12 protein-coding genes and 1 pseudogene are annotated in these 13553 nt (G+C 63.6%); 6 read left to right on the top strand and 7 right to left on the bottom strand.

Annotated elements, in window-relative coordinates; translation table 11 throughout:
• Positions 1-6 precede the first annotated feature (6 nt).
• A complete protein-coding gene (locus Q0X23_RS06335) occupies positions 7-846 on the top strand; it encodes a DMT family transporter (RefSeq protein WP_297859522.1) in 840 nt (279 codons plus the stop codon).
• Positions 847-1022: 176 nt separating this feature from the next.
• Here the strand turns inward: Q0X23_RS06335 and Q0X23_RS06330 are convergent, their stop codons facing one another.
• The 5 genes from Q0X23_RS06330 to Q0X23_RS06310 form a co-directional block, all read right to left on the bottom strand.
• Positions 1023-1619 (bottom strand): GNAT family N-acetyltransferase, encoded by a 597-nt coding sequence (locus Q0X23_RS06330; protein ID WP_297859521.1) that lies wholly within the window; start codon positions 1617-1619, stop codon positions 1023-1025.
• A gap of 17 nt (positions 1620-1636) precedes the next feature.
• The gene (locus Q0X23_RS06325) at positions 1637-1963 is read right to left on the bottom strand and encodes a hypothetical protein (protein ID WP_297859520.1); all 327 of its coding nucleotides are present in this window, start codon (positions 1961-1963) and stop codon (positions 1637-1639) included.
• Positions 1964-2055: 92 nt separating this feature from the next.
• Positions 2056-2769 carry a hypothetical protein gene (locus Q0X23_RS06320; protein ID WP_297859519.1) on the bottom strand — a complete coding sequence of 238 codons (714 nt, stop codon included), beginning with the start codon at positions 2767-2769 and terminating at the stop codon, positions 2056-2058.
• A 194-nt stretch (positions 2770-2963) separates the two neighbouring features.
• Positions 2964-5132, bottom strand: a complete 2169-nt coding sequence (locus Q0X23_RS06315; RefSeq protein ID WP_297859518.1) for a primosomal protein N' — start codon at positions 5130-5132, stop codon at positions 2964-2966.
• A 387-nt stretch (positions 5133-5519) separates the two neighbouring features.
• Complete coding sequence (locus tag Q0X23_RS06310) at positions 5520-6455, bottom strand: diguanylate cyclase (protein ID WP_297859517.1); 936 nt, start codon at positions 6453-6455, stop codon at positions 5520-5522.
• A gap of 136 nt (positions 6456-6591) precedes the next feature.
• On the opposite strand from Q0X23_RS06310, the gene Q0X23_RS06305 reads away from it, so the two are divergent.
• From Q0X23_RS06305 to Q0X23_RS06295, 3 genes are read left to right on the top strand one after another with little or no spacing between them, the layout of a single operon-like run.
• Positions 6592-7650 (top strand): MFS transporter, encoded by a 1059-nt coding sequence (locus Q0X23_RS06305; RefSeq protein WP_297861177.1) that lies wholly within the window; start codon positions 6592-6594, stop codon positions 7648-7650.
• Positions 7651-7659: 9 nt separating this feature from the next.
• The gene (locus Q0X23_RS06300) at positions 7660-7899 is read left to right on the top strand and encodes a hypothetical protein (RefSeq protein WP_297859516.1); all 240 of its coding nucleotides are present in this window, start codon (positions 7660-7662) and stop codon (positions 7897-7899) included.
• Positions 7896-8435 (top strand): AAA family ATPase, encoded by a 540-nt coding sequence (locus Q0X23_RS06295; RefSeq protein ID WP_297859515.1) that lies wholly within the window; start codon positions 7896-7898, stop codon positions 8433-8435. The genes Q0X23_RS06300 and Q0X23_RS06295 overlap by 4 nt, the downstream gene beginning before the upstream one ends.
• An 18-nt stretch (positions 8436-8453) precedes the next feature.
• Here the strand turns inward: Q0X23_RS06295 and Q0X23_RS06290 are convergent, their stop codons facing one another.
• Complete coding sequence (locus Q0X23_RS06290; RefSeq protein WP_297859514.1) at positions 8454-8729, bottom strand: hypothetical protein; 276 nt, start codon at positions 8727-8729, stop codon at positions 8454-8456.
• Between the two features lie 73 nt (positions 8730-8802).
• Between Q0X23_RS06290 and Q0X23_RS06285 the strand changes: the two genes are divergently transcribed.
• A complete protein-coding gene (locus tag Q0X23_RS06285; protein ID WP_297859513.1) occupies positions 8803-10818 on the top strand; it encodes a molybdopterin-dependent oxidoreductase in 2016 nt (671 codons plus the stop codon).
• On the opposite strand, the pseudogene Q0X23_RS06280 reads toward Q0X23_RS06285, so the two are convergent.
• Positions 10815-12411 (bottom strand): annotated as a pseudogene (locus Q0X23_RS06280) (acyl-CoA dehydrogenase family protein). The gene Q0X23_RS06285 and the pseudogene Q0X23_RS06280 sit on opposite strands and share 4 nt — an antisense overlap.
• A gap of 32 nt (positions 12412-12443) precedes the next feature.
• On the opposite strand from Q0X23_RS06280, the gene Q0X23_RS06275 reads away from it, so the two are divergent.
• Positions 12444-13463 (top strand): low specificity L-threonine aldolase, encoded by a 1020-nt coding sequence (locus tag Q0X23_RS06275; protein ID WP_297859512.1) that lies wholly within the window; start codon positions 12444-12446, stop codon positions 13461-13463.
• The last annotated feature ends 90 nt before the right edge of the window (positions 13464-13553 follow it).

Genomic DNA, 13553 nt, shown 5'->3' with positions numbered 1-13553 from the left:
GCGGATATGAGCGTAGAACTGACGGCGGTTTTCTTTGCCCTACTCTCGGCCATCTCCTGGGGCGCGGGCGATTTTAGCGGCGGGGTGGCCTCCCGCAGACTCAACCCCTACCTGATTGCCCTGCTGGTACACACCACCGGGCTCTTGCTGTTCGCTCTGCTGGCCCTCTTGCGCGGTGAAGCCTTTCAGCCCCAGGATCTCCCCTGGAGCCTGGCCGCCGGGTTGGCGGGCTGTGTGGGGCTGGTGTTTTTGTACCGGTCCTTCGAGGCCGGGCAGATGGGGCTGGCCGCCCCTATGGCCGGGGTGGTGGGGGCGGGGCTGGCCGCCCTGGTGGGGTTTGGGCTCGAGGGCCTCCCCACCCCGTTGCAACTGCTGGGCTTTGGGGTGGGCCTTCTGGGCGTCTGGCTGGCCGCCCGCCCGGAAGGTGGCGCGGGCCCTGCGCAGGGCCTGGTTTATGCGTTTCTGGCCGGGCTGGGCTTTGGGGGCTATTTCGCCCTGATTCACCAGGTGGAGGGGCTGTTCTGGCCCTCGGCCCTGGCCAAGCTCACCGCCACCCTCCTGATGCTGGGTCTGGTGGCGTGGCTGGGCCTGCTGCGCCGAGAAGCCCGGCTTTCCGCCAGTCTGGGCCTGGTGGGCCTGGCCGGGCTGCTGGACGCTGGGGGCAACGTGCTCTTTCTGGTGGCGGCCCAGACGGGCCGGCTGGACGTGGCCGCCGTCATTTCCTCACTTTACCCCGCCTTTACCGCCCTGCTGGCCTGGGGCTTGCTGCGCGAACACCTGAGCCGGGGCCAGACCGTGGGCGTGTTGCTTTCGCTGGTGGCCATTACCCTGATTGCCTCGGGCTGAAGACGGGGGTCTTTATACCAGATTTGGTTGATTTTTACCGTTCGGTAGCGAATCAACCCGACCGAAGGAAGTGCTCTAGGATTCAAAAAGACAATCTATGGGTTTTTTGGTTTTGTAAACTGTCAGCTTGAATCCGATATTACAGGCCGTCTCCCCGCATAGCCCCTGGCCCCCCTTTACAGCTTCAGGCCGTACTCGTAGCCCCAGGGAAAGGTTTGCAAGCGCACAAACCCCATCCGCTCGTAAAAAGCCACCGCGCCCACATTGCGCTGTCCCACCCCCAGGTGCACGCCCGGCACGCCCAGCTCGCGCAGGCGGTTGAGGAACACCTCCATCAGCCTGCGGCCCTGGCCCAGGCCCTGGGCCCTGGGCAACAGGTCGATGTGCAGGTGCGCCGGGTATTCGGGCGTGAGGCTCGAGGGAGTGTAGCCTTTGTGAATCAGTCGGATCATGGCAGCATCTTTGGAGGCATCCCCTACGGGCGGCAGGGGGTATCTGCGCCGCAGCGGCGGCAGCCACACGGCTTCCATCCAGGCGGCGAACTCCATTGAATCGCGGCAGCCCAGCACATAGCCGCACACCCCTTCCTCGTCGGTGAGCACAAAGGTCAGGTCGGGCTCGTGCACCGCATAGGGCGCGGCGTAAAAATGGCCCAGCAGGTCGGGGTCGCGGTATAGCCCGCTGGCATCGGCCCCGCTATCGCCAGTTAGCAGGCAGACGCGGTACAGGTGGGGAAGGTCGGGGGGCGTATAGGGGCGGATGACAAACGCCATGCGCCCATCCTACCCGGCTAGGTAATTGCCAAGAAAAAGGCAACCACCAAAAATCCCGCTCCTGTCACAACCATGCTCCACAAAGTGTAAGCGACCAGCACGGGCCGCACCCGCATGAGGGTATGAAGCCATTTATAGGTCAAGCCAAAAAACGCCTGGAACATGAGAACTAAGCCCAGCACGGCAAGCCAAGCCGAAGGTTCTGGCCAGGTATAGCCTTTTGCTCTCCATTGGAGAAACTCAGCAACAAACATCAGGTTGCCCGCAGTGAAGTATAGCCCTCGGGCAATTGTGAGCAGCACCTGGAAGTGTGGTGGAATCACTTTTTGAGCTTCTTGGTTCATAGGCTCCTCCGAGAAAAAAGTCTGTTTTCTAAACCAGCCGCCATCATTGGAGGGCGAATAGAACTATGCAGCAGTGCAGTAGCGTGTTGGCACTAGCGTATGCAACCATGTGCCCTCAAAGCAGAGTAATACGACACAAGCGCCACTCCATATGCGGCTACCGCACCCCAACAAGCTGGCATCCACCAACCCCAGGAGCACGTGGCATACATTGCCTGCGTGGCCAGTGTGAGTCCTGTGATTGCAAGAACAATGTCAGGGTGCTGCCAATTGCATAGCCTCGATATTTCTGTTGGATTAGGTTGTAGCATTTGAGAAATAGAAGAAGCCCCTTTACCAATCCCCCAAATCACTTGCTGCAAAACCGCCTTACCTTCTACAGTACTTAATTTCGCTATGGCAACTACTCTCGTGGAAAGGTCTGTGAAAGCAATTTGTGCCGTCTGCATCTCTCTCTCGAATGTGATGCGAGATAGCAACACATCCACGACCTTCTCGTGTTCAATTGTCACAATCAGTAACTCGAGCATGTTTTCATCCCACCACAAAGGGATTTGCGCCACCCATCTGCCGCTTGGGTTGGTGCTCTGGGTAGCCTTCGACCAGTCCACCCTCTTGCCCTCCTTAGCGGCCAGCGTCGCCACCATTTGAAAATCCGGGTGGGCCTCGATCATGGCGCGGTAGGCGGCGGGAATGGGCTCTGGCGCCTGACCTGTTTCAACAACCCTGGGTGTACTCGAGCAGGCGGCCAGAATCAGCAACAAAACCATCAGGCAAACCGATGCAGTACGAGCAATTCTTGTCATCACACACCTCCTTGGAAGGGAACGCATGATGCAAAAAGCAAGCGTTTTTATGTAGTTGGAACGAGTTTAGGGGTAGCCCCCCCCCACTTTTTGTAGTCCAGAGCACATTACTTTCTTAATACATTTCGGAAATCCCAGTCCTCCGGCGCTGGAATTTTGCATGCAGCCGAGCGTTTGCAGAGGATCAGATAAAACTAATCCTCGAGCAACCCCACAAAACGCTGGGGGTCGGGGTCTATGCGTAGCCGCGCCCCGCGCACGGGGGGCAGGTTTTCCATCAGGGCCTGGATGCGGGCTTCGGAGCTTTTGAGGAGCAAGTGAAACACGTACTGGCCCCGCAGGCGGGCTACGGGGGCCGGGGCCGGGCCCAGGAGTTCGCCCGGCTCGGCTTTGGGCTTGAGCGCTGCGGCAAGCTGGAGGATGGCGTCGCGGGCTACCGGCTCCTTGGGGTGGGCGACCTCGAGCTTCACCATCCGGCTGGCCGGGGGGTAGCCCAGGGTATGACGCAGGGCCAGCTCCAGGTTCATAAAGCCCTGGGGGTCGGTGTGCTCGAGGGCCCGGTGGGCGGGGTGCGCGGGCTCGAAGGTCTGCAAGGCCAACAAGGGGCGGCGCTTCGGGTGCAGGTCGGCGAGCTGCCACAAGAGGCGGTGGTAGCGCTCGGCAGCCCGGAAGTCGGACTCGAGGATGAACCCGTCGGCATAGGGTAAGAGCACCAGGGCCAGCTCAGGCAGCACCGGCCCCCGCAGAATGGCGGTCGTACCCACCAGCACGCCAGGTTCACCCGCCAGCAGCTTGCGCAGATCGTCTTTGGCCTCGGCGGTGTAGCTGTAGCGGGGCAGGGCCGGAAGGTGCTGGGCCAGGGCCTCCAGAAGCCACTCCACCCCCGGCCCCTTGGGGTCGAAGATATCCGACTGGCAGCTTGGGCACAGGTCGGGCGCTTTTTCCTCGTGGCCGCACTGGTGGCACTGCAACAGGCCCAGCCGCCCGCTTTTGTGGTAGCGCAGCGGCAGCGCGCAATTGGGGCACATGGCCTTCCAGTCGCACTGCTTGCAACGCAGCACCGCACTGTAGCCTCGCCGGGCCGAGAGCACAACAGCCTGGCGGTTTTTCTCCTGCACCTGCTGCAAGAGGGCAATGGCCGCCCCCGAGAGGGGCCAGCCCCGCTCCCGACGCAAATCCAGCAGGTAAAGCCGCGGCTGGGGCGGGGGCAACAGATGGGCCGGTTCATCCCAGACTTCGGCGCTGTTGACACTGGAGCAGTAGTGGATGGGCACCCCCAGCCCCTGGGCCCGCAGCCGGGCCAGGCGGGGTACAAAAGCCCTCGAGCCCCCCGGTAGTTTGTAGGCTTCGGCGGCCTCCTCGATAACCACCATGCGCTCCCAGGAAAGCGGCAGCAGCAAGCCCTGGTAGGTTGCCAGCACCCATCTTGCCCCCTGGCTGGCCTGCCCCCAGACCCTACGGCGCTCCTCGGCTTTCATCTCGCCGTGCAAAACCAGCGCCTCGGGGAAGTAGGGCTGGAATCTTCTGAGCAGGGCCACCTCGGGAAAAAGCAACAAAACCGGGCCGGACTGCACCCAGGCAAGCAGCGCACGGATGCGCTCCAGGAGCCGCCCGCCCTCCAGCCGCACCGGAATGGCAGGCAGCTCGAGGGGCTCGAGGCTGCGCGCCACCACCGTTTCGGTGGTCGGTTCTACCCCCACAAAGCCGATGTAGCCCTTGTCCACCAGGCCCTTCACCACCCCCACCCCCACCCCTGCGGCCCGGGCCAGGGCTGCCATGCTCTCCACCTGCTGCAGGTCGCGCAGGGCATACCAGGCCGCTTTGGCCTTCTCGCTCAGTTTTTCCGAGGGCTCGCGCAGGGTTACCAGGGCCCGGGCAAGGGTGCGCCGCTCGGCCACTTCTTCCTGCAACACCCCGGCCTCCCGCAAAAAATCCAGCAGCTTGGGATCGAAACCCTGGGCCTCCTGCCAGCCCTCGGCCAGGGCCTCCAGGCCCCTGGGCAGCACCGCCGGGTCGGCTTGCGGCAACAGCCGCACGCGGTGCAGAAGGGGGGGCTCGAGGAATGGCAATAGGTCATTTAGCAGCGTGCCCACCATACAAAAGCTGTCGCGGGCTGCCTGGGCCAGGTATTCGATTTCGGCAGGTCGTAGCCAGGGTCGCTCGTCCAGGTAGGCAATGGCTTCGCGCAGCGCAAAGCTCTTGTGCTGCCCTTCCTCGAGCTCCACCACCACCCCCACCCGCAGTTCACCGCGCCAGGGCACCACCACCCGGCAGCCCAGCACCTCAGCGCGTCCGTCGGTATGGGGGGGCAGGTACGACATCGGCTCCAAGGGCAGGGGCAGGGCCACCTTCAAAAGCCACATCCCGTCCAGATTACCTGAAGCGGCGGAACAGGTTGCACCGAAGGGGGCCTCTTCAATCTGGGCGCTTGTTGACTAGCGCCTGGGGTTCATAGCCAGTGCACCGGTAACTTATTTTGCGGTACATTTTGAAGCAGGTTGATTGCCCATAATTGCGATGTGCGGCCCATTGGGAGGCACTGAATACAGCGTCGAAGAGATGGCTATACCAGGGGGTTTGTCCTTCCATAGCAACCCCACCCCTGCCCTCCCCTGCTCGGGGAGGGTAGGCAGTGTATGGGGATCTATGCAACGCTGCACTGAAGTGCATGCTGAATTCTTGGTTGCCAGACAACTCGTTTATGGACTTCAGACCACAGACCAACGGCTATAGCCGATTGGACTTGGCTCTTACGCTTTGGGCATGGCCGATATGTGCCGGGCTGGCTGCCGGGGGCTGCGGTAGAGCAAGTCCTGGGCCTGGGCCAGCGCTTCTTCCAGGGTCAGGCCGTTGCACACCACCCAGACCACCCGGGCCTGGGGCAGCCTTTTGCTGAGCCGCTCGGTCAGCTCGTGCCCACTGACCAAGCCAATGTGCAGGCCGCAGAATTGGTCGTCGTCCACCCGGTACAAGCCATCCCCCTGGCGCATGGCCTCCCGCATCACCTGGGCCAGCTCCTGCAACAGCCGAGGGTTTTGCCCCGAGATCCCCAAAAGCCAGCAGGAGAAAAGCAGGGGCTGGTCACTGCGGCTGGCCAGGGCCTGGTAACGCTCGTAGTCGGCCTCGAGGGCCAGGCGGTTGCTCAGTCCGGTCTGGCGGTCTCGTAAGATCACCCTGGATAAATCTTGCTGGGCGACCTCGAGCTTGTGTATCGCCTTGAAAACCGAAAGTCCCACCAGCCCGCCCGCTGCCCACAGCGGCCATACCGCCCAGTACAGTCCCGACTCAGGGTAGGGCAGCAGCGCCGCCAGGAGGATCAGCCCTCCTACCATCATCCACAGCCCGCCGAATATGGCCAGCACTGTCAGGCCCAGGGTGGCCAGGGTTGCACTGATATAAAGCGTCATCTGCTGGTTCCACCCCGGGAGAATGGCGTCCCAGGGCTGTTGGCACACCCATACCAGCATCCCCAGGGCCGCCACCAGGTGCAAGACCGGCGCGGTTTTGGGGTAGCGGCGGGCCAGCAGAAAGGCCGCCAGGGTAACCAACAAATAGACCAGCGAAACAACCTCGAGGGCCCATTGCCCTCGCCACAGTTGCAGCAGGGCCAGGGCCGCCCCCACAAAAGCGGTATTCCAATACAATCGGTAAAACCAGGGCCAGATCGACTCGGACGAATGCAACATGGGCTCATTTTAGGTAGACCCTTAAGTCTGGCACGTGAAAAATACCCATAACCCCGCCTCACAGCGTTACATAATGGGCCGGGCTCGAGGCCAGCTCCTGGGGGCCAAAGCCACAACCCACCGGTATGCTTTGAGTGTGGCCTGGGCCTTAATTCCATCGGGCATTTTGATCTATGTGGCGCTGTACTCGGTAGTGCCCATGCTGCCCGGATTGGAGCGCCTCTTCGGCACCGCCCCCGGCAGCACCCATCTGGGCATCAGCCTGCCCTTTCTGGTGCTGGTGCTGCTCTCGCCGGTGGTGCCGCGCATCCGCCTGCCGGTGGGCAGCGTGATCGGCGGTGGGCTATTTGGGGTGGGCTTGTTTGGGGTGCTGGCCGGCCTCGCGCCCAGCCTGGAAATCTGGACGCTGTGCCGCACGCTCCAGGGGGCCTTTGCGGCGGCAGTTCCCGGGCTCTCGCTGGCCCTCCTGCCCAAGTTGTACCCCCGCAAGCACGCCCAGATGGCCGGTTTATGGGTGGCCGGGAATGTGCTGGGTGGGGGCCTGGGGCGCGGGCTGGGGGGGCTTTTAGCCGAGGGTTTGGGCGAGCGCTGGGCCATCGTGTTGCTGGCGCTGCCGATAGCGATCACTGCCCTTTTCGTCCTGCGAGAGCGCGACCATCTGGCCCTGCCCGCTCCCCGCTATACCCTCTCGGCCTGGCCCTTGTATGCCCTGGGCTTTGCCCTCCTCTTTGTCAACTTTTTTGTGGCTAACCTGCTGCCCTACCGCCTCGAGGCCCTGGGTTTGTCGCAAGGCCAGATTGGGGGAGTTTTTTTCGCCTACCTGGCGGGCATTCCCGGCAGCGCCCTGGCCGGTGTTTGGGTAAAGAGACTGGGTGTGGTGCGGGCTTTTCGGCTGGCCTTGGGGGTGGCGGCGCTGGGCCTGTTGGTTCAGCTTCCCGACCAACCCTTTTGGATTCTGGTGGGGTTTGTGCTCATGATGGCGGGCATTTTTACTGCCCAGGCTATTGCGGGCGGGGTTTCGGGGCAGGGCGGTAGCGGGGTGAGCGGCACTTATGTGGCCGCTTTTTACCTGGGGGGCACGGTGGCGGGGCTGGTGTACCCGCCCTTTATTGGGGAAAGCGCACTGTGGGGCCAGGGGACGGCTCTGGGGGTCTCGCTCCTGGCCGTGCTGCTGGCCGGACGGGCGCTGCGCTAAACTGGCCTCATGGCGGGGCCTTCCGACACCAACCCCAAAGTGGTACGGCTGCAAATTGAGTTGTTGCGGCAAAGCAGCCCGGCAAGGCGGTTGCCGATTATGGCCTCTTTATCGGCTACCGCCATTGGGTTCTCGCGCCAGATTCTGACGCAAAAACTGGGTAGTGCACGTCTGGTTCGGATCGAGTGGATGCGGCTTCATTACGGGGCCGTGCTGGCCGAGCAGTTACGGGAGAAATCCGACCTATGAAGCTGGTCTTTCTCTACGGCCCAGCTGCGGTAGGTAAGCTAACCGTAGCCAATGAACTCACCCGGCTCACCGGCTACCCCGTCTTCGACAATCACCTCTCCATTGACTACGCCGCCAAGCTCTTCGAGTGGGGCAGCCCGGAGTACGTACAGCTCCTGCGAGCGGTGCGGCTTTTTACCTTCAAGCAGATGGCCCAGATGGGGCAGAAGGGGCTCATCTTCACCTTTGTGTACACCCCGCCCAGCAGCGATGCGTTTATCCGGCAAGTGCTGGAAGTCTGCGAAGCGTCCGGCATCGAGCCCCGGTTCGTCAAGCTGGAAGCTCCCCGCGAAGTGCTTTTGCAGCGAATCCAAAGCCCCGAGCGCAAACCCCTCAAGAAGCTCTCCCGCCCCGAACGGCTCTTGCAGATGCTGGAACAGGGCGCCTTAGAGGCTATTCCCTTTGTGGAAAGCCTACGCATAGACACCGGCGAAATGTCACCCGCAGAGGCCGCCCGGGGTATCGTGCAGCACTTTGGGTTGGAGCCCCTACTGTAAGCCCAAAACGCGCCCGCTTCACGGCCTGAGCACGCCGGTGAGCTGGGTGTAGAGCAAGGCCCCCACCCCATACAACCCCAACCAGAGCAGGTCGGCTACCCGCAGCCGCCGGCGCAGCAGCCCGGCAATACCCATCCAGAACAACACCAGCGAAACCACCAGACAAAACAGGCTCAGGTAGGCCACGAACAGCGGGGCCGCCACCGCCCGGGTAAGAAGCAGCGAACCCCCGGCCATGACCAGCGGAAGCCAGAGAAGTCCAGTGGCATAGATCAGCCAGCGGCGGCCCTGCATCGAGCACCAGTCTACAGGGGCCAATGTAAGCCCCGCATGGACAGCTTAGGGTAGGTTTTTTAGTATGGTGAATATGAATGTTCGCCAGGCCCGCGTCACCTGCCCCCTGGACTGTCCCGATGCCTGTTCGTTAATTGCTACCATCGACGATACCCGCTATACGCTGCTCAAAATCGAGGGCGACCCCCGCCACCCCATGACCCAGGGCTTTGCCTGTGTCAAGACCTACCGCTACCCCGAGCGCCAGCACCACCCTTTGCGGCCTCTGTACCCTTTGAAGCGGGTGGGCCAGAAGGGCGAAGGCCGGTTCGAGCGGGTGAGCTGGGAGGCAGCCTTAGACGATATTGCCGCTCGGCTGAAAGACACCTTAAAGCAGTATGGGGCAGAGGCCATACTGCCCTATTACTATGCGGGCACCATGGGCCTGATGCAGTACGAGCACCCCCTCACCTTTTTCCGGGCGATTGGTGCGAGCGAACTCGAGACCACCATCTGCGCCACCGCGGGCCGGGCGGCCTGGGTAGCCACCTACGGCGACCGTCTAGGCACCGACCCCGAGGACGTCCCCCAGGCCCGTTTCATCCTGCTGTGGGGCATCAACAGCCTGCACACCCACACCCACCTGACTCCTTTCCTAAAGAAAGCCCGCCAGAACGGGGCCCGCATTGTGCACATCGACCCCTACGAAAACCTCACCAGCCGCTTTGCCGACGAGCACGTCAAAATTCGGCCCGGTACCGACGCGGCGCTGGCCTACGGGATGGCGCGGGCCATTGTAAAAGCTGGCCTTCACGACACGGCCTACATAGCCCGCATGACCACCGGCTTCGAGGCTTTCATGCAAGCTGCCGAAGCCTGGACACCGGAGCGGGTAGAGGCGGTCACCGGCGTACCGGCGGCCACGGTCGAGCGGCTGGGGCTCGAGTTCGCCCAGGCCAGGGCCAGTTTCATTCGTACCAGCTACGGCCTGACCCGCCACCCCGGCGGGGCCTCGGCCCTGCGAGCGGTCGTTCTGTTGCCGGCCCTCACTGGGGCCTGGCAGCACCGGGGGGGCGGGGCCCTCCTGAGCACTGGGGGGGCCTTTGCCCTTGACCGCCGCTACCTGGGGGGGCAGCACCTGCTGGCCCAGCGCACCCCCTCGCCCCGACGGGTCAACATGACCCAGATCGGCACAGCCCTCACGGCCCTGGAGCCCCCCATCCGGATCCTGTTTGTCTTCAACTCCAACCCCGCGGTAGTGGCCCCCCGCTCCGACCTGGTGCAAAAAGGCCTGCTGCGCGAAGACCTTTTTACGGTGGTGCTCGAGCAGGCCCTCACCGAGACCACCCGCTACGCCGACTACGTGCTGCCCGCCACCACTTTCCTGGAGCACCCCGATCTTTACACTGCCTATGGCCACTACTACCTCTCCTGGAACGAGGCGCTGATGCCCCCCCAGGGCGAGGCCCGGCCCAACACCTGGGTCTTCGCCGAGCTGGGCAAAAGGCTGGGCCTGGAGGAACCCACCCTCTACTGGGACGCCGAGACCCTGGCCCGCTCGCTGCTGGACACCGACCACCCCTGGTTGGGGGGTATCACCCTCGAGCGGCTCAAGGCCGAAGGCTTCGTGCGGCTCAACCTTCCCCCGGACTTCCGCCCCTTCACCGAGCAGGCAGCCACCCCTTCGGGCAAAGTACAGTTCGACCCCCCACCCCAGGTGATCCTGACCGAGCCCACAAGGGACTTCCCCCTGATCCTGATGACCCCCCCAGCCAAGCACTTCCTGAATACCACCTACGGACACATCGGGCGCCTGGTGCAAGGCGAAGGTGGCGAGCCAATATTGTTGGTGCACCCCGAGGATGCGCGGGCCTACGCAGCAGCCGATGGGGCGCTGGTGCGGATACGCTCCCAGCACGGCGCCGTGGTGCGTCGGGTACGGGTGAGCGAGGCCCCCGTCCGGGGTACGGTGGTGCTGGAAGGCACCTGGTGGGAACAGTCGGCCCCCGATGGCAAGGGCATCAACTGGCTCACCGGTGAACACCTTACCGACATGGGCGAGGGTTCAACCTTTCACAGCAACCCGGTGCGCCTGGAAGCACTGGACTAAACGGCAACACCGGCCAAACTCCAAACCTCCTTTGCCCGCATCGCCCAGGCCGGGTACTCCTCCTTTTGCAGGAAGTGCCGGGCGTACAGGGCCGCCAGCTTGGCGTAGCGCTCGCCGCCGAGGTCGTACAGGAGAGCTACGGTAGCGGCATCGGCCAGGGTGCGCAGGGCGTCCTTGGCCTGCCACTGGGCCTCCTGGGGGGAAAGGGCCCGCAGGCCGGCCAGGGTGTCTTGCAACACGGAGCGGGCCCGATGGGCCTCCTCGGTGCCAACAGCCTCGAGCCTGGACGCAAACTCCTCCACAAAAGGCTCGGCGGCCCCCTTGCGGAAGAGCACCTCCAGGGTGTCCAGGGCCTGCACGTTGGCCGGCCCTTCCCAGATGGGGGTAATCAGGGCCTCTCTCGCCAGACGGGCGATGGCAAAGTCCTCCACGAAGCCTACCCCGCCGAATAGTTCCATCCCGAGCTGGGTGCAGTAGGTGCCATGCTCGGCGGTGCGGGCCTTGGCCAGGTGCGCCAGCAGGCGGGCGTAGTGGTAGCGAGGGCTGTAGGGGGGGGGTCTCGAGCCAGGCCTCCTCCCAGGCCGCCACCGCGCGGAAGGTGAGGGCCAGCCCACCCGCAATGCGCACTGCTAGGTCGGTCAGGTCGCGCCGGATGAGGGGGTGCTCTTCCAGCTTCTGGCCGAAGGCCACCCGGGAGCGGGCGCGGAAGAGGGCCTCGAGCTGGGCTTTGCGAGCCAGACCCAGCGCCCCCACTGCATTGGCCAGGCGCGAGAGGGTCAGGGTTTCCAGGATGTAATAAATGCCTTCCTCGGGCTTGCCGATGAGGTAGGCCTCGGTGTGGTCGAAGTCCACCTCGCCCGAAGGCACCGCGCGGGTGGCCAGCTTGTCCTTGAGGCGGCGTACCCGGTAGTTGAGCGCCCCGTTGCTATCCAGGCGGGGCACCAGGAACAAAGCCACCCCCTTGGGGCCGGGCGGGGCGCCTTCCGGGCGGGCCGAAACAATCGCATAGTCGGTCAGGCCCGCCCCGCTGGAGAAGTATTTGTCACCATAGAGACGCCAGACCGCCCCGTCGGGCACGGCCCGCACTTTGTTGGCCCCCAGATCGGAGCCGCCTTGCACCTCGGTCATCCAGGTAGCTCCAAAAGCTTTTCCCTGCAAAAGTTCTTCTTTCCAAGGGGCAAACTGCGGGGCGTACTTGTGGATGGCGTAGACGGTGGCGTTGGTGATGGTCTGGATGCAGTACAGACCGGGGTCGGCCAGTAGGAAGCCCTGGGCAAAGTGCAGGTGCCAGCTTCCCCCCTGGTAGGGGGCACGGTTGATGGCGGCCAGTTGGCGGTTGAGGCTTTCCTGAGCTGGCGAAAGCCGTACCCGGTCTATGCGCTGGCCTTCCAGGTCGTGCATCACGAGCACCGAGCGAGCTTCTTTGTCCACATGGTCGGCCACGCGGTAGGCCTCGCCTCCGGCTAGGGCACCAAAGCTTTCGAATTCGTCCCGATGGGCCTCCCAACCTTTCCAGTAACGGTTCAGGAGGGCCGGCAGATCCGACTCCAGCATCCAGTGGTTCTTAGCGTAGGCGTAGGACTGATGTTCCATACAACCCTGCTTTCAGCAGTAGTATAAGGCCCATGCAGGTTATTGACCTCCGCTCCGACACCGTAACCCGGCCCACCCCTGCTATGCGCAAGGCCATGGCCGAGGCCGAGGTAGGAGACGATGTGTACGGCGAAGACCCCACCGTAAACCGCCTGGAGGCCCTGGCCGCCGAGATGCTGGGCCTCGAGGCCGCCCTCTTCATGCCCAGCGGCACCATGACCAACCAGGTCGCCCTGATGCTGCACCTGAAACGCGGCCAGGAGGTGATTGCTCCCAAAGGGGCGCACATTTATGAATACGAGCCAGGCTCGCTGGCGGTGCTCTCGGGCGGAACCATCCGGATTGTGGAAGCCCCTTACGGCGTACCCGACCCCGAGGCCGTGCGGGCCGCAATCCACACCTCGGTACACCAGGCCCCCACCGGCCTGATCGCACTGGAAAACACCCACAACACCGCCGGCGGTACGGTCGTGCCCCTGGCGGTTCAGCGTGCCATTCAGCAAGTCGCCCACCAGGCTGGTCTCCCCACCCACCTGGACGGGGCGCGCTTCTTCAATGCGGTAGTGGCCCTGCAAACCACCCCTACCGAGCTGGCCCGGGGTTTCCGCACGGTCTCGATCTGTTTGTCCAAAGGGCTGGGGGCGCCGGTCGGCTCCCTTTTGCTGATGCCCCGCGACTACAGGGCCGAGGCCTGGCGCTACCGCAAGCTGCTGGGGGGTGGAATGCGGCAGGCCGGGGTGCTGGCGGCGGCCGGCATCGTGGCCCTGACCGAAGGCCCCCAGCACCTGGCCAAAGACCACCAGATGGCCCGGGCCCTGGCGGAAGGGATGCTGCGCCTGCACCTCGAGGTAGACATGCAAGCGGTGCAGACCAATATGGTGTATGCCCAGGTTCCCCAGGCCCCCGCTTTTGCCGAGCGGCTGCGTGAGCTGGGGGTACTGATTAATCCGATGGCTGCCAACCGGGTGCGCTTTGTCACCCACCGCGACCTGCGCGACGAAGATATACCGCTGGCGCTGGAACGTATTGAACAAGCCTTACAAATCGCCTGATCGCTGCAATGGCGGACTTTTCCGGTGCACCAACAACTTATTTTCGGCGCGTTTTGAAGCACGTTGATTGCCCCAAATTGCGATCTGCGG

The sequence above is a fragment of the Meiothermus sp. genome (assembly GCF_026004115.1).
Lineage (GTDB): Bacteria > Deinococcota > Deinococci > Deinococcales > Thermaceae > Meiothermus.
This window is presented reverse-complemented; position numbering and strand designations above follow the sequence as displayed.